16 protein-coding genes are annotated in these 14,712 nt (G+C 61.2%); 7 read left to right on the top strand and 9 right to left on the bottom strand.

Annotated features, from left to right (window positions below; genetic code table 11):
- Positions 1-11 precede the first annotated feature (11 nt).
- Positions 12-398: a Cu(I)-responsive transcriptional regulator gene (cueR, locus tag ACQZ6F_RS19910; RefSeq protein WP_077470796.1), complete on the top strand. Its 387-nt coding sequence runs from the start codon at positions 12-14 to the stop codon at positions 396-398.
- 245 nt (positions 399-643) lie between these two features.
- Here the strand turns inward: cueR and ACQZ6F_RS19905 are convergent, their stop codons facing one another.
- Positions 644-1,834 (bottom strand): acetyl-CoA C-acyltransferase, encoded by a 1,191-nt coding sequence (locus tag ACQZ6F_RS19905; protein WP_449093905.1) that lies wholly within the window; start codon positions 1,832-1,834, stop codon positions 644-646.
- 190 nt (positions 1,835-2,024) lie between these two features.
- On the opposite strand from ACQZ6F_RS19905, the gene ACQZ6F_RS19900 reads away from it, so the two are divergent.
- Positions 2,025-2,246, top strand: a complete 222-nt coding sequence (locus ACQZ6F_RS19900) for a type II toxin-antitoxin system VapB family antitoxin (RefSeq protein ID WP_077470799.1) — start codon at positions 2,025-2,027, stop codon at positions 2,244-2,246.
- Entirely contained in the window at positions 2,246-2,641 is a 396-nt protein-coding gene (locus ACQZ6F_RS19895) for a type II toxin-antitoxin system VapC family toxin (RefSeq protein ID WP_077470800.1), read from the top strand. Before ACQZ6F_RS19900 ends, ACQZ6F_RS19895 begins: the two co-directional genes overlap by 1 nt.
- A gap of 22 nt (positions 2,642-2,663) precedes the next feature.
- Here ACQZ6F_RS19895 and ACQZ6F_RS19890 read toward each other — a convergent pair whose 3' ends face one another.
- From ACQZ6F_RS19890 to ACQZ6F_RS19880, 3 genes are all read right to left on the bottom strand, one after another.
- Complete coding sequence (locus tag ACQZ6F_RS19890; protein ID WP_077470801.1) at positions 2,664-2,969, bottom strand: hypothetical protein; 306 nt, start codon at positions 2,967-2,969, stop codon at positions 2,664-2,666.
- Between the two features lie 82 nt (positions 2,970-3,051).
- Entirely contained in the window at positions 3,052-4,512 is a 1,461-nt protein-coding gene (locus tag ACQZ6F_RS19885) for an MFS transporter (protein WP_449093906.1), read from the bottom strand.
- Positions 4,513-4,718: 206 nt separating this feature from the next.
- Positions 4,719-5,381, bottom strand: coding sequence for a sulfite oxidase-like oxidoreductase (locus ACQZ6F_RS19880; protein WP_449093907.1), 663 nt, complete (start codon positions 5,379-5,381; stop codon positions 4,719-4,721).
- 182 nt (positions 5,382-5,563) lie between these two features.
- Between ACQZ6F_RS19880 and ACQZ6F_RS19875 the strand changes: the two genes are divergently transcribed.
- The gene (locus ACQZ6F_RS19875; protein ID WP_449093908.1) at positions 5,564-6,154 is read left to right on the top strand and encodes a hypothetical protein; all 591 of its coding nucleotides are present in this window, start codon (positions 5,564-5,566) and stop codon (positions 6,152-6,154) included.
- Between the two features lie 80 nt (positions 6,155-6,234).
- Here ACQZ6F_RS19875 and ACQZ6F_RS19870 read toward each other — a convergent pair whose 3' ends face one another.
- The 4 genes from ACQZ6F_RS19870 to hutI are packed head-to-tail and all read right to left on the bottom strand — an operon-like array spanning position 6,235 to position 11,273.
- Complete coding sequence (locus tag ACQZ6F_RS19870) at positions 6,235-6,795, bottom strand: HutD/Ves family protein (RefSeq protein ID WP_449093909.1); 561 nt, start codon at positions 6,793-6,795, stop codon at positions 6,235-6,237.
- A 2-nt stretch (positions 6,796-6,797) separates the two neighbouring features.
- On the bottom strand, positions 6,798-8,483 hold the full coding sequence (gene hutU, locus ACQZ6F_RS19865) for a urocanate hydratase (RefSeq protein WP_449093910.1): 1,686 nt from the start codon (positions 8,481-8,483) through the stop codon (positions 6,798-6,800).
- A 1-nt stretch (position 8,484) separates the two neighbouring features.
- Positions 8,485-10,020, bottom strand: coding sequence for a histidine ammonia-lyase (gene hutH, locus ACQZ6F_RS19860; protein WP_449093911.1), 1,536 nt, complete (start codon positions 10,018-10,020; stop codon positions 8,485-8,487).
- Positions 10,017-11,273 carry an imidazolonepropionase gene (hutI, locus tag ACQZ6F_RS19855; RefSeq protein ID WP_449093912.1) on the bottom strand — a complete coding sequence of 419 codons (1,257 nt, stop codon included), beginning with the start codon at positions 11,271-11,273 and terminating at the stop codon, positions 10,017-10,019. The genes hutH and hutI overlap by 4 nt, the downstream gene beginning before the upstream one ends.
- 101 nt (positions 11,274-11,374) lie before the next feature.
- On the opposite strand from hutI, the gene ACQZ6F_RS19850 reads away from it, so the two are divergent.
- Positions 11,375-12,718: a formimidoylglutamate deiminase gene (locus ACQZ6F_RS19850; protein WP_449093913.1), complete on the top strand. Its 1,344-nt coding sequence runs from the start codon at positions 11,375-11,377 to the stop codon at positions 12,716-12,718.
- 79 nt (positions 12,719-12,797) lie between these two features.
- Positions 12,798-13,517: a histidine utilization repressor gene (gene hutC, locus ACQZ6F_RS19845; RefSeq protein ID WP_449093914.1), complete on the top strand. Its 720-nt coding sequence runs from the start codon at positions 12,798-12,800 to the stop codon at positions 13,515-13,517.
- 12 nt (positions 13,518-13,529) lie between these two features.
- Here the strand turns inward: hutC and ACQZ6F_RS19840 are convergent, their stop codons facing one another.
- Positions 13,530-13,685: a hypothetical protein gene (locus tag ACQZ6F_RS19840; RefSeq protein ID WP_169055358.1), complete on the bottom strand. Its 156-nt coding sequence runs from the start codon at positions 13,683-13,685 to the stop codon at positions 13,530-13,532.
- A 316-nt stretch (positions 13,686-14,001) separates the two neighbouring features.
- Between ACQZ6F_RS19840 and ACQZ6F_RS19835 the strand changes: the two genes are divergently transcribed.
- Positions 14,002-14,616, top strand: coding sequence for a hypothetical protein (locus ACQZ6F_RS19835; RefSeq protein ID WP_449093915.1), 615 nt, complete (start codon positions 14,002-14,004; stop codon positions 14,614-14,616).
- Positions 14,617-14,712: the final 96 nt, after the last annotated feature.

Raw genomic sequence — 14,712 nt, 5'->3', positions numbered from 1 at the left:
GGAGAAAGCACATGAACATCGGCGAAGCATCCGGCCGCTCCGGCCTGCCGGCCAAGACCATCCGCTACTATGAGGATATCGGCCTCATCCGCCCCGACCGCAGCGACAACGGCTATCGCGACTATCGCGCCGATGACGTGCATAAGCTGCGCTTCCTGCATCGCTCGCGCGGCCTCGGTTTCTCGGTCGAGGAGTGCCGGCAGCTGCTGGCGCTCTACGAAGATAAGAGCCGCGCCAGCGCCGACGTCAAGGATATCGCCAGCACCAAGCTTGTCGAAATCGACCGCAAGATCCGCGAACTCACCGAACTGCGCCGCACGCTGGAACACCTCGTGCACGCCTGCCACGGCAATGAGCGGCCGGATTGCCCGATTCTGGAGGAGCTGTCGGAGGGGTGAGACCATTACAGCGGCAGGTCAGGCGCACTCGCCGCTGCCGCGCCTGCTAGCGTGGCCCCTCATCCTAGCCTTCTCCCCGCTCATGCGGGGAGAAGGGACGACCGCGCAAAGCGGCCGGCTTGAGCATAGGGTAGCCAGAGGTACGGTGTAGCCCCTCGCCCCGCCTGCGGGGGAGAGGGTTGGGGTGAGGGGCCAGGCACCTTATCGCGGCATTGGCAGGCACGCATGACCTGCCTTTGCCTCACTCACCCAACCCGCTCCACCGCAATGGCCGTCGCCTCGCCGCCGCCAATGCAGAGGGCAGCGATGCCGCGCGTTGAACCCTGGCGTTCGAGGGCATGCAGCAAGGTCACGATCAGCCGCGCACCCGTCGCGCCGATAGGGTGGCCAAGCGCGCAGGCGCCGCCATTGACATTGAGGCGATCGCGCGCAATGCCGAGATCCTTGGCGGCGGCCATGGCGACGACGGCAAAGGCCTCGTTGATCTCGAAGAGATCGACATCGCCGACCTTCCAGCCTGTCTTATCAAGCACCTTGCGGATCGCGGGGATGGGCGCCGTGGTGTACCAGGCCGGCTCTTGCGAATGGGTGGCATGCGCCTTGATTTCGGCAAGGATCGGCAAGCCCTCGCGCTCGGCGACCGAACGGCGTGTCAAGATGAGCGCGGCGGCGCCATCGGCGTTGGCCGAGGCGCTGGCAGCCGTGATGGTGCCATCCTTGCGGAAAGCGGGCTTCAGGGTCGGGATCTTTTCCGGCGAAACCTTTTGCGGATGCTCGTCCTTGGCAATCGTCACCGGACCGCCCTTGGCAGCCACCGAGATCGGGGTGATCTCTGCCCCGAAGGCGCCGTTCTCACCCGCGGCGCGGGCGCGCGACAAGGTCTCCACAGCATAAGCATCCTGATCGTCGCGGGTGAACTGGTAGGCCTCTACCGCCATTTCGCCGAAGTCGCCCATGGAGCGGCCCTTCTCGTAGGCATCTTCCAGCCCGTCGAGCATCATGTGGTCGAAGATACGGTCATGGCCCATGCGATAACCGCCTCGCGCCTTGGCGAGCAGATAGGGCGCGTTCGACATCGATTCCATGCCGCCTGCCACCACAATCGAGGCCGAGCCGGCGAGCAACAGATCATGCGCCAGCATGGTCGCCTTCATGCCCGAACCGCAGACCTTGTTGATCGTCGTCGCGCCGACGGCATCCGGCAGGCCAGCCCCGCGTGCGGCCTGCCGGGCCGGCGCCTGCCCTTGCCCTGCGGGCAGGACGCAGCCGAACAATACTTCATCCACCCGATCAGCCGACAAGCCGGCGCGCTCCAGCGCAGCGCGGATGACATGCGCACCAAGCTCAGGCGCCTGCAAGGATGAGAGTTCTCCCTGAAAACGGCCGAGCGGCGTGCGCGTGGCGGAAACGATGACAACGGGATCGATAGCGGACATGACATCTCCTCACAATGTACAGACGGTATCCTTGTGCTCTATTGCTAGCACGTTAGATGACGATCGTCATCTAAATATCGCAGGAGATCGGCTGCTTAAATCGCCCTTTACGCGCTGACAGCAAAAGACGCGATTGCCTCTACGAGGGACATACCGTAAGGATATCCCTCTATATAAAAATGGATATCCCATGCCACTTTATATCAAAGATGATGCCATCGACCGGCTGGCGCGCCGTTATCAGGCGCTGACCAAGGCACCGACCAAGACCGAAGCCGTGAGGCTGGCGCTTCAGAAGGCGCTGGATGAGGAACTGACCAAGCCGGCCCTTGCCGATATCGCCGTCACCTTCTGCCGCAATCTCAAGCAGAAGGCTTCCACCAAAGCGGACAATACGGCAGGGGAAGTCTGATGTTCATCGATCACACTGTCCTGTCGGCAATGATGACCGACGAGGAGGAGGCCCGTGCCTTCGCCAACCGCATGCAATCAGCAACGGCGCGAATGACGTCACCGCTCGAGGCGGTGCATGCGGCAATCGAGATATCAGAAATGCTCGGCCTGCCGCCAACCGAAGCCGGCGAAGCGGTGCGCACTTTTCTGCAGTTGATGAATATCCAGCATCTCGCGGTGCCGCCGCGCGCCGCCTTTCTGGCGGCAGAAGCCTATGAGCGCTACGGCCAAGGCGGCCATACGGCGCGCCTCAGCCTCGACGATTGCATGACCTATGCCTGCGCTCGCTATTATCGCCAGCCGCTATTGTCGAAAAGCGGCCGGTTCACTCAAACCGATATCGAATTGGCCTAAGCCATTCGCTGACCTGTTGCCATCAAGGGCAAAGCGAGGCCGAACCTGACGAAAATGCGCTCGCGCGCGCGCCGACGGAATTCGGTGCGGCAGCGCATTGCAGCCGAGACATCGTGTCGCCGGCGCGAATAGGGCCGGTTACCGACGGATCGGTGTTGATCGTGCCGTCCGGAAGGATCGCGTCCTTCGAGTGGTCGACATTGCCGACATCGGTCTGAACCGCCTCGACCTTGACGCGCTTGGGATGATGCTTGTGCACCTGTTCTGCCATGGCAGCGCTGGACATGCCGATGACGACAGCCGAAATGGCGAGAGTTTTGAGCAGCATCAGACTGCCTCCTGTAGGGGTTGAAGCTCTATTCATATGGGAACTGGTTAGCCGATTTACAGCGACTTGTATCCCAATATCGTTAAGAGTTTGAAGGTTTTGATGATGTGTTGATTTTGTGCCGCGACACCTCCGCCCCGGCATCGTGCGGAAGGCTGATGAAACGCAGCGAAGACACCGCACCGATCAGGGCGACGACGATGAAAGCCCAGCGGAAATCGATGAGGGAAAGCACCTCTCCGCCATGGAGGGTGCGCGAAAGGTTGAGAACGGCAGCCGCGACCGCGACACCGAGCAGCAGCGATACCTGCTGCAGCATGCTGGAAAGGGTCGAGGCAGAACTGCGCTGGGACGCGTGAATATCGGCAAAGCCGAGCGTATTCAGCGCGGTGAAATTCATCGACCGCGAAAGACCGGCGGCCAGCAGCACGCAATAGATCAGCCAGTTCGATGTCGATGGCGACACGAATGCGAAACCGCCGATGCAGGCGGACGAGATCAGGCCATTGACGACCAGTACGTTGCGAAAGCCGAAAGCCCTCAGCATCTGCGTCGTGATCGCCTTCATGCCGAGATTGCCGGCAAAATAGAACAGAAGATAGGTACCGGCGTCGATCGCGCTCTGGCCGAAGCCCACCTGGAAGAGCAGCGGCAGCAGAAAGGGCGTGGCGTTGATCGCCACCCGGCTCGCCGTTCCGGCCGATAGCGTCGACATGGCGAAAGTCTGAATCTTGAAGGCGGAGAGATCGAGCAGGGGCGCATCCACCCGCATGAAATGCCGGGTGGCGATGACGGAGAAGACCACGCCGACGGTAATCAGGCCGACGCTGGCGACGAGAGCGGTCGTACCCTGGACGACGAATTCCAGACCGGCGAGCAGAAAGGTCAATCCTGCCGCCGACTGGAGGAAGCCGACGAAATCGAGCGGCGCCACCTTCTCCTCGCGCTGGTCCGGCACGTAGCGCAGGACGAGGCCGAGCCCGATGATGCCGATCGGCAGGTTGATCAGGAAGTTCCAGTGCCAGCTGAGATAGGTGGTGATGAAACTGCCGAGCACGGGGCCGATGACGGGCGCTGTCAGCGCCGGCCAGGTAATCATCGACATGGCATGCACGAGATCCGACTTGCGGGCATTCTTCAAGACGATGATGCGCCCCACGGGTGTCATCAGTGCGCTGCCGATACCCTGCACGGCTCGAGCAATGACGAACTCCGTCAGATTGCCGGAAAGGCCGCAAAACAGCGACGCCACCGTGAAGATGGTGATCGATGCCAGAAACACCCGCCGGGCGCCGTAGCGATCGCCCGCCCAGCCGGCGAGCGGCACGAAAGCCGCCATCGTCAGCAGATAGACCGTGATGCCGATGCTCATCGACACCGGCTCGACGCCGAATGTGCTCGCCATCTGCGGCAGCGACGTCGTGACGATAGTCCCGTCGAGGATCTGCATGAAGAAGGCGACGGCAACGACAAAGGCGATGATACGAGACTGCCGGCCGAAACTGGTCTCGGAAGGCTGCTCTGTAATCCGGACAACGGTCATGGCATGGTATTTCGGAGGATGGTGTTATGGGGTGGCCGGGCTTGCCCGACAGCAATCATAGGATCAATGAATACGCCCATCCCTGCGACTTGCAAAGCCGCAAACGCCTCTCGGATCCATCAAAAATTGACACCGTTACATAAGAAAACGCGATCCTCGCCGGCTTTGCTTCGCCGGGAGCCGAGATCCGCACCACCGCCAGGACGTCAGTCGTCGGAATAACGCTGCTCGCGCCAGGGATCGCCATACATGTGGTAGCCGTTCTTTTCCCAGAAACCGGCCCTGTCGGCACCGATCAGCTCAATACGGCTCAGCCACTTGGCGCTCTTCCAGAAATAGAGATGCGGCACGACGAGACGCATCGGCCCGCCATGCTCGCGCGTCAGCGGCTGGCCTTCCCAGGCTGTTGCAAGGATGGCGTCTTCGGCGGCAAAATCCGAAAGCGGCAGATTGGTGGTATAGCCGTCATAGCTGGTCAGCAGCACATGATGCGCCTCGACGGTCGGCATGACGAGATCAAGCAGATCACGCGTCGAAACCCCTTCCCAGCGATTGTCGTAGCGCGACCAGGTCGTCACGCAATGAATGTCGCTGACACGGCTGCTTTGCTCGATTGCCTGAAAAGCAGCCCAATCGAGGCTGAGCCGCTTTTCCACAAACCCGAACACATCGAGCCGCCAGCTCGACAGGGAAACATGCGGCTGCTCGCCAAGATCGAGCACCGGCCAGTTCTTGACGAGATGCTGCCCCGGTGGCAGCCGCTCGGTCTCGGGCCGGCTGATGCGCCCGGTCAGAAACTTGCCCTCCGCCGCCCAACGGCGCTTGGACGTGGTGAGCTTGCTATCGGCGGGAGGTTGATCGTCGCTCATGGGAGTATCTTATCCAACATAGGCTATGGGAATTCGTCTTTATCCAAAAATCAAGACGGTTCGGATATGCCAAAACGAAGAAGGCACTTTGCTCAAATGACATCCAGCAGATTTGGCTATATTGTCACCTGCGAAGCAACAATGTTTGTTCTATCGCGACGACCGCTCAGGCACTACCAAACATGACCATTTTGGATAGCGAAGCGCCATTACAGCAAATCTATAATATTCGGCGATCCAGAACTTCGGCTGCATGGAACCTTGCTCAGCTGTGCATTATCACCGCTATTTGCATTACCATAGCAGCATCAACCATTGGTCGTCATGACCTAGATCATGATCTGAAAGTTCTTCGCTTTCTAGCAATTTTGATAATTGCGCTTCTTGTTCCGATGTTGGTGAGGTCTACACGCAACCTCTCGCGATTTGATTATGACACTCCGATTGTCACAATCAATTCGCAAGGATTTCAGGATCGAAGGATAGCGAATAGCTTTATTCCGTGGCAATGCGTCACTGGATTGCACTTTTCAAAAGGCAGGCCACGAATACCACCATACATCGCCTGCTACCTCAGTTCAGAAAGCAAAAACGTTCTCGGTGAAGATCTGGTCGGGAAGATCTGGACAAGCGCGACCCGTTACAGCCAACCGGTGGTCTGTATTCGACGTGGTTTCTTGGATATGGAGCTCTCGGACGCCTACCAGATCATGAATACTTTCCATCGAACTTATAAACCCAATGAGATTGCAGCACAGATAGACGCACTCTGACAGATCGCGCAAACGTCAATCCGCAGAGCCGCGGCAGACAGTGGTGGTGGATAAACATATCCGTCAGACGATGGACCCGATTACAAGCGTTGAATATCAATCTGAAACAGCTCCGCTTTTCCGGAAACGTCTACTTCCGGCCCACCCGCTTCCAGAAGCAGGCAATCCAATGCCGAAAGCGAAAGCCTGGAGACGTCGGCATGGCCACGATGGCAAAGGATAAGGCTGACCCCGCCACGAGGGGCGAGCTTGATGGTCCCGTCAACCGAAACACGCCGCACCGAATGCGTAAAGCGTCCACGCCGCGTCATGACGTTGAGATCGATGATGGTGCCGTCGACCAAGGTCGCCGAGGTTGGCGCATCGGCTGCGAAGGGCAGTGGATCGCTCGCCTGCGTCAGGCGCTCCGGTTCGCGACCTTCGATGAAGAGGGTCATTCCCTCTCCCTCGAGAATGGATAGCGTACGATCGATGCCAGGAAAGACCGAGAACGGCCCATCCGTGGCAACGGTCGCCATGCTGACGCGCCAATCGAAGTCGGCAAGCCCCACGCCGTCGGGCGAAACGGCGATCTCAACCGTTTCACCGCCGCCGTTTTTCCAGGGCATGCGCTTGTGGTCACTGGCGCGCAGCAGTTTCATCTTCAGTTCCCCAGGATGGCCGGCAGGCGCAGGCCCTGCTCCTTGGCGCAATCGATAGCGATGTCGTAGCCGGCATCGGCATGGCGCATGACGCCGGTCGCCGGGTCGTTCCAGAGAACGTTTCCGAGGCGGCGGGCTGCATCATCCGTGCCGTCGGCGCAGATGACCATGCCGGAATGCTGGCTGAAGCCCATGCCGACGCCGCCGCCATGATGCAGCGACACCCAGGTGGCGCCCGACGCGGTGTTAAGCAGTGCGTTGAGCAGCGGCCAGTCGGAAACGGCATCCGAGCCGTCCTTCATCGCTTCCGTCTCGCGGTTCGGCGAGGCGACTGAGCCGGAGTCGAGATGGTCGCGGCCGATGACGACAGGCGCCTTCAGCTCGCCATTCCTGACCATTTCGTTGAAGGCGAGGCCGAGGCGATGGCGATCGCCGAGACCGACCCAGCAAATGCGCGCCGGCAGGCCCTGGAAGGCAATGCGCTCGCGCGCCATATCAAGCCAGTTGTGCAGATGGGTGTTGCCGGGGGTGAGTTCCTTCACCTTGGCGTCGGTGTTGTAGATATCTTCCGGATCGCCCGAGAGAGCAGCCCAACGGAAGGGACCGATGCCGCGGCAGAACAGCGGACGGATATAGGCCGGCACGAAGCCCGGGAAGGCGAAGGCATTTTCAAAACCTTCATCCTTGGCGACCTGGCGGATGTTGTTGCCGTAGTCGAGCGTCGGTACGCCGGCATTCCAGAAATCGACCATGGCTTCGACATGAACGCGCATCGAAGCGCGGGCGGCAGCTTCGACGGCCTTCGGATCGCTTTCGCGCTTGGCCTTGTGCTCGGCCACCGTCCAACCGGCCGGCAGATAGCCGTTCAGCGGGTCGTGAGCGGAAGTCTGGTCGGTGACGATATCCGGACGTGGACCGCCAGCCTTCATGCGCTTCACCAGTTCGGGGAAGACTTCAGCGGCATTGCCGAGCAGGCCGACGGACTTCGCTTCGCCGGCCTTTGTCCACTTGTCGATTAGCGCGAGCGCTTCATCGAGCGTCTTTGCCTTTTCGTCGACGTAACGGGTGCGCAGGCGGAAATCGATGCGGGTTTCGTCGGACTCGACGGCGATGCAGCAGGCACCGGCCATGACGGCTGCGAGCGGCTGTGCGCCGCCCATGCCGCCGAGACCGCCGGTCAGGATCCACTTGCCCTTGAGGTTGCCATTATAATGCTGGCGGCCGGCTTCCACGAAGGTCTCGTAGGTGCCCTGCACGATGCCCTGCGTGCCGATGTAGATCCACGAGCCGGCCGTCATCTGGCCGTACATCGCAAGGCCCTTCTTATCCAGCTCGTTGAAGTGATCCCAGGTTGCCCAATGCGGCACGAGGTTGGAGTTGGCGATCAGCACGCGCGGCGCATCCTTGTGGGTGCGGAACACGCCGACCGGCTTGCCGGACTGAACCAGCAGCGTCTCGTCTTCGTTGAGCGTCTTCAGCGTCGCGGCGATACGGTCGAAATCGTCCCAGGTACGGGCGGCGCGGCCGATGCCACCATAGACGACCAGTTCGTTCGGGTTTTCCGCAACGTCGGGATCGAGGTTGTTCATCAGCATGCGCAGCGGCGCTTCCGTCAACCAGCTCTTGGCGTTGAGCTCCGTGCCGCGTGGTGCGCGAATTTCGCGGATATTATGGCGTGGGTTGGTCATGTCACATCTCCAAGGAGGGCAGGATGTCGGTTGAAATCGAGGCATTGAGCGCGCCGGAAGCGACGAGGTCGCTGGCGGCCTTGAGGTCATTTGCCATGTAGCGGTCTTCTTCGAGCGACGGCACGACGCTGCGGATCGCCGAGATGGCAAGGGTCAGCTCCGGGCTGGTCGTCAGCGGCGCACGCAGCTCGACGCCCTGGGCGGCGGTCAGCGCTTCGATGCCGATGATGGCGAAGAGATTGTCGGTCATTTGCAGCAGGCGGCGCGCGCCGTGGCAGGCCATGGACACATGGTCTTCCTGGTTGGCGGAGGTCGGCGTTGAATCGACCGAGGCCGGATGCGACATTTGCTTGTTTTCCGACATCAGCGCCGCCGAGGTCACTTCGGCAATCATCAGGCCGGAATTCAGGCCCGGCTTCTTGGCGAGGAAGGCCGGCAGGCCGTAGCTGAGCGCCGGGTCAACCAGCAGCGCGATGCGGCGTTGTGCGATCGCGCCGATTTCGCAGACGGCAAGGGCGATCTGGTCAGCGGCGAAGGCAACCGGCTCGGCATGGAAGTTACCGCCGGAAACAACGGAATTGTCCGACAGCACGAGCGGATTGTCGGTGACCGCATTAGCTTCGATTTCAAGCGTGCGGCCGACGGACCGCAACAGATCGAGGCAAGCGCCATCCACCTGCGGCTGGCAGCGGATGCAATAGGGATCCTGCACGCGCTCGTCGCCTTCGATATGGCTCTCACGGATCACCGAACCGGCCAATAACCCGCGAAGGGCGGCGGCGGTATCGATCTGGCCCTTGTGGCCGCGCAGCGTATGGATATCGGGATGGAACGGCGCTGAGGAACCCATGGCCGCATCCGTGGACATGGCGCCGGTGATGAGGGCTGCCTGAGCGGCACGATGGGCGCGGAAGAGGCCGGCAAGTGCAAGCGCAGTCGACACCTGGGTGCCGTTGATCAGCGCCAACCCTTCTTTCGCAGCGAGCACGACCGGCTTCAGGCCAGCCTTCTCGAGTGCCGCAGCACCGGAGAGCTGCTCGCCCGCGTAGAAGGCTTCGCCGTGGCCCATCATGACCGCAGTCATATGTGCCAGCGGAGCAAGGTCGCCCGATGCGCCGACAGAACCCTTTTCCGGAATGACCGGAACGACGCCCTTGTCGAGCATGCCTTCGATCAGTCGCACCAGCTCCAGCCGCACGCCGGAGGCGCCACGGCCGAGCGAAACCAGCTTCAGCGACATGATCAGGCGAACGACATTTTCGGGCAGTGGCTGGCCAACGCCGCAGCAATGCGACAGGATGAGATTGCGCTGAAGCGTGGCGACATCGGCACTGTCGATCTTGATCGATGCCAGTTTGCCGAAGCCGGTGTTGATGCCGTAAACCGGCGCATTGCCGGCGGCGATCTCAGCGATACGGGCGGCGGCCTTCGCGATGCCGGCATCGAAGGAGGCATCAAGCTTAGCCGGCTCACCGCTCCAATAGATCGTCGCCAGCTGTTGCAGCGAGACGGAGCCCGGATGGAGAACGACAGTCATCGGTTGAACCTCTTTCCCTTGAAAACATGTGCATGGAGCGGATTGAAGCCGATGCGGTAGACCAGCTCCGCCAGGCTTTCGACATCCCAGATGGCAAAATCGGCCGACTTGCCGGCTTCGAGCGTTCCGGTCTCTGACAGAAGACCAAGGGCACGCGCGCCTTCGCGGGTGGCGCCGGCGATGCATTCCTCGACCGTGAGACGGAAAAGGGTGGCAGCCATGTTCATGGTCAAGAGCAGCGAGGTCAGCGGCGAAGTGCCGGGATTTGAGTCCGTGGCGATGGCTATCGAGACGCCCGCATCCCGCAAGGCCTGAACCGGCGGCTTCTGCTTTTCGTTGATGGCATAGAAAGCGCCGGGCAGGAGCACCGCAACCGTACCTGCGGCAGCCATCGCCTTGACGCCATCCTCATCGAGATATTCGACATGATCGGCCGAAAGCGCGCCGTAGGAGGCGGCCAGCTTGGCACCGCCGAGATTGGAAAGCTGTTCGGCATGCAGCTTCACCGGAATGCCGAGTGACTTGGCGAGATCAAATACTCGGGCGATTTCCGCCGTTGAGAAGGCGATGCCTTCGCAGAAGCCGTCGACGGCATCGACAAGACCTTCGGCATGCGCCTGTCTCAATCCGGGCAACACGACATCGTCAATATAGTCGCCGTTGCGGCCTTTATACTCGGCTGGCGTCGCATGCGCGCCGAGATAGGACGTCACGACACGGACGGGACGAACTGTCTCCAGCTTGCGGGCGGCCCGCAGCATCTTCAGTTCGGATTCAATATTGAGGCCATAGCCCGACTTCACCTCGATGGTGGTGACGCCTTCGGACAGCAGCGTGTCGAGACGCGGCAAGGCAGCAGCAACAAGCTCGTCGACCGACAGCGCCCGCGTCGCCTTGACGGAAGAAACAATGCCGCCGCCGGCGCGGGCAATCTCTTCGTAGCTCGCGCCCTCCAGCCGCATCTCGAATTCGCGGGCGCGATTGCCGCCATAGACGATATGTGTGTGGCAATCGACGAGGCCGGGTGTGACCCAACGTCCTTCGAGATCGATGATTTCAGCGCCTGATGTATCAGGCAGGTCGGCTTCGCTGCCGGCAAAGACGATCCGGCCGTCCCTGGTCAGGATCGCGCCGTTCTCGATTATGCCGAGCCGGGCCGTACCCTCTTTCAGGGTCGCCAGACGAGCATTGCGCCAGACACGGGTTGCGCCGTCGCTTGCCGTACCATCTTCGGAAAAATTGTTCCCACCCATCAGCTTTACGCCTTTCCTCGCTGGCTCATAATGTATATACATATTAAAAAGGCTGACAAGAGGGATTTTGGACTCCAAGTTCAAAAGGAAAGGGTGACACCATGACGACACTTCATGCACGCTCGGCACTGCTTGGCGACGGATGGCACGAGAATGTACGGCTGACCCTCGAAGGCGGCCGGATTGCCGGCATTGCCGTTGATGTCACGCCCGAAGCTGGCGACGACAGGCAGGATATTCTGGTGCCGGCGGTGCCGAACCTGCACAGCCACGCTTTCCAGCGCGCCATGGCCGGCCTTGCCGAAGTTCGCGGCCCGGCCAATGACAGCTTCTGGAGCTGGCGCACAGTCATGTACAAGTTCGCGCTGTCGATGACCCCCGAGCATGTCGAGGCTGTGGCAGCACAGCTCTATATGGAAATGCTGGAGGCAGGCTTCTCCCGTGTCGGCGAATTCCATTACCTGCACCACGACAAGGATGGCAGCCCCTACGCCAATATCGCCGAACTGGCAGAGCGCATCGGCGCCGCCAGCGCCGAAACCGGCATCGCGCTGACGCTGCTCCCCGTCTTCTACGCCCATTCCGGCTTCGGAGGCACAGCCCCCATCGAAGGCCAGCGCCGCTTCATCAATTCCATCGAAAGCTTCGAAGCGCTGATGGCAGGCTGCCGCACGGTGACGAACCGCCTGCCCGGAGCCGAACTCGGCATCGCGCCGCATAGCCTGCGCGCCGTCACACCCGAGGAGCTGGCAAAACTGGTGCCGATCGCCGGCGACGGGCCGATCCATATCCATGTCGCCGAGCAGGTGAAGGAAGTCGAGGATTGCATCGCATGGTCGGGCGCCCGCCCCGTGCAGTGGCTGCTCGACAATGCCCCGGTCAATGACCGCTGGTGCCTGATCCACGCAACGCACATGACCGAAGACGAAACCCGGCGCATGGCGAAGAGCGGCGCGATCGCCGGCCTCTGCCCCATTACCGAAGCCAATCTCGGCGACGGTGCCTTTGCCGCTCCCCTCTTCCTGGAGGAAGGTGGGCGCTACGGCATCGGCTCGGATTCCAACATCCTGATCTCGGTGCCGGAAGAATTGCGGCAGCTGGAATATTCGCAGCGCCTCGCATTGCGCGCCCGCAACGTCATCGCCTCGTCAGGCGGCTCGACGGCGCGGAAACTGTACGATGGCGCGCTGGCAGGCGGCGGCACGGCATTGAAAGCCCCGGCCGGACTTGCCGTCGGCAACCAGGCCGACATTGTTTCGCTGGATGCCAGCGCAGTGCCTTATCTCTCCGGCGACCAGATCCTCGATCATTGGACATTCGCCGGCGGCGTCACTGTCGACGGCGTCTGGGTCCTGGGCAAGAAGCAGGTCGAGGCAGGTCGCCACATCAAGAGAGAGACAATCTCTGCGCGATTCCGGCAAGTGATGGCTGAACTCATCGGTTAAGAAACCGCTTTTCCTTCCATCGATTGATCCTTAAACAGTGTGCGCAAGTTCGATGTCTCACACGGAAATGATAGGCGGCATGGCCACGACTAAAGAGGCGACCCTGCATCAGCGTATCCTGAGCGATATCGAGAGCCAGATCGTCTCCGGCGCGTGGCCGCCGGGGCATCGCATTCCCTTTGAGCTCGCCTTGGCGGAGCAATATGACTGCTCGCGCATGACGGTGAACAAGGCGCTGACGCAGCTTGCCCGCGCCGGTCTCATCGAGCGTCGAAAGCGGTCGGGCAGTTTCGTTACCCATCCGCAGGCGCAATCAGCCGTGCTGGAAATCCACGACATCAAATCGGAAGTGCAGTCGCTCAATCTGCCTTATTCGCATAAGCTTGTGAAAATCTCCGAGCGGCGCGGTCGCGCTGAAGACGCGCGCCGGCTGCAGTTTGCCGGCTCGGTCCCGGTGATCGAGATCAACTGCATCCACTATGCCGGCCCGCGACCCTTCTGTCTGGAAAATCGCGTGATCAACCTCGATGCCGTGCCGGACGCGGCCAAGGCCGATTTCGTGGCCTTGCCGCCGGGTCCCTGGCTGCTCAATCAAGTGCCCTGGAGCACCGCCGAGCACCAGATCCGCGCCATCTCCGCCGAAGGCGACGAGGCCGCGAGCCTTGGTGTCGCCAAGGGCACGGCTTGCCTCGTGGTCGAACGGCGCACATGGAGTTCAAGCGGCCCGATAACCCATGTCCGGCTCACCTATCCGGGCGACCGTCACAGCCTTGTAGCGCGCTTCACCCCATCGAGCTGATCCACGCGCTTATTACGGCCGCTGTTGCGCCGGCTCCGTATGCATGGGTATGAGGCTGTCTGATTGACGCAACGGATGAGAGGGATCAACCAGCAGAATACTGAGCGCAATCAACACCAGTGCCAGAATCAGAATGATGCCGATCAGAAGTGGACGAATCGCGGTCATATCGGTTCTCCAATCTCCCCAGCCCAGCGCAATCGCGCGATAGGGATTTCGAGACAGCCGTCACAATGTAACGTCAAACCTTAAGCAAAGTTTGATGTTTTTGCATTTATTTCGGTTTTTCTCGATCACGTCTGGGGCACCATATCACCCTCATCTCACGCTTGTTTGAATGGCGAACGGCACAGCCGGCGCATAGGATCACCGCGTCGATAGCCAAGTCCCTCTGTCTGCGCAGGAAAATCCCGCTGACCGGCTCGGCATCGCATCCAACACGACCGGCACGCCACTCGGCCGACACTCAAGGGAGACCCCGCCCATGCATAGCAAACACCTGATCACGGGTGCGCTGACGCTCACCGTCGCAATGTTCGCCGCGCTGCAAAGCGTTGATGCAGCCGAGCGCGTCAAGGTGCGCGGCACCGTCGAGAGCCTCGATGGCGATACTCTCAAGGTCAAGTCCCGCGACGGCAGCGACGTGACGGTCGCGCTGAAATCCGGCTGGAACGTCAGCGGCGTCGTCCAGGCGGCGGTTGGCGATATCAAGCCGGGCGATTTCGTCGGCATCGCCTCGCAGCCGACCGATAGCGGCATCAACGGCGCCATAGAAGTCGTCATCTTCCCGGCCGCGATGAAAGGAACCGGAGAGGGTGACCGCCCCTGGGATTCGGCACCGAACAGCTCCATGACCAACGCGACCGTCGCCGACGCCGTGACATCGGTGAACGGCCCGACATTGACGCTCACCTACAAGGGCGGGCAGCGCAAGATCAGCATTCCCAAGGGTACGCCTGTTGTCACTCTAGCGGCGGCTACAAAGGCCGACCTGAAACCCGGTGCCGGCGTCTTCATCACCGGCGAGCAGACCGACGCAACCACGGTCTCCGCCGACCGCGTCGCCGTCGGCCTCAATGGTACCGTGCCGCCGATGTGACATTTGCGTGCGGCGAGTAAGCAGCAGATACCCACCCGCCTAACGAAAACAGGGGGATCGCAGCACTGCGATCCACCTCTTTCTATGCCCATTCGG

Source organism: Rhizobium sp. A22-96 (assembly GCF_053521805.1).
The sequence above is the reverse complement of the archived record's forward strand: the minus strand, read 5'-3'. Positions and strand labels throughout refer to the sequence as shown.

Excerpts from the sequence above, each read along its gene's own strand:
- ACQZ6F_RS19895 (WP_077470800.1), top strand. The coding sequence starts at position 2,246 with ATGTTCATCGATCACACTGTCCTGTCGGCAATGATGACCGACGAGGAG.
- ACQZ6F_RS19905 (WP_449093905.1), bottom strand. The coding sequence starts at position 1,834 with ATGTCCGCTATCGATCCCGTTGTCATCGTTTCCGCCACGCGCACGCCG.
- cueR (WP_077470796.1), top strand. The coding sequence starts at position 12 with ATGAACATCGGCGAAGCATCCGGCCGCTCCGGCCTGCCGGCCAAGACC.
- ACQZ6F_RS19850 (WP_449093913.1), top strand. The coding sequence starts at position 11,375 with ATGACGACACTTCATGCACGCTCGGCACTGCTTGGCGACGGATGGCAC.
- ACQZ6F_RS19835 (WP_449093915.1), top strand. The coding sequence starts at position 14,002 with ATGCATAGCAAACACCTGATCACGGGTGCGCTGACGCTCACCGTCGCA.
- hutU (WP_449093910.1), bottom strand. The coding sequence starts at position 8,483 with ATGACCAACCCACGCCATAATATCCGCGAAATTCGCGCACCACGCGGC.
- ACQZ6F_RS19890 (WP_077470801.1), bottom strand. The coding sequence starts at position 2,969 with ATGCTGCTCAAAACTCTCGCCATTTCGGCTGTCGTCATCGGCATGTCC.
- ACQZ6F_RS19840 (WP_169055358.1), bottom strand. The coding sequence starts at position 13,685 with ATGACCGCGATTCGTCCACTTCTGATCGGCATCATTCTGATTCTGGCA.
- ACQZ6F_RS19900 (WP_077470799.1), top strand. The coding sequence starts at position 2,025 with ATGCCACTTTATATCAAAGATGATGCCATCGACCGGCTGGCGCGCCGT.
- ACQZ6F_RS19875 (WP_449093908.1), top strand. The coding sequence starts at position 5,564 with ATGACCATTTTGGATAGCGAAGCGCCATTACAGCAAATCTATAATATT.
- ACQZ6F_RS19870 (WP_449093909.1), bottom strand. The coding sequence starts at position 6,795 with ATGAAACTGCTGCGCGCCAGTGACCACAAGCGCATGCCCTGGAAAAAC.
- ACQZ6F_RS19885 (WP_449093906.1), bottom strand. The coding sequence starts at position 4,512 with ATGACCGTTGTCCGGATTACAGAGCAGCCTTCCGAGACCAGTTTCGGC.
- hutH (WP_449093911.1), bottom strand. The coding sequence starts at position 10,020 with ATGACTGTCGTTCTCCATCCGGGCTCCGTCTCGCTGCAACAGCTGGCG.
- hutC (WP_449093914.1), top strand. The coding sequence starts at position 12,798 with ATGGCCACGACTAAAGAGGCGACCCTGCATCAGCGTATCCTGAGCGAT.
- hutI (WP_449093912.1), bottom strand. The coding sequence starts at position 11,273 with ATGGGTGGGAACAATTTTTCCGAAGATGGTACGGCAAGCGACGGCGCA.
- ACQZ6F_RS19880 (WP_449093907.1), bottom strand. The coding sequence starts at position 5,381 with ATGAGCGACGATCAACCTCCCGCCGATAGCAAGCTCACCACGTCCAAG.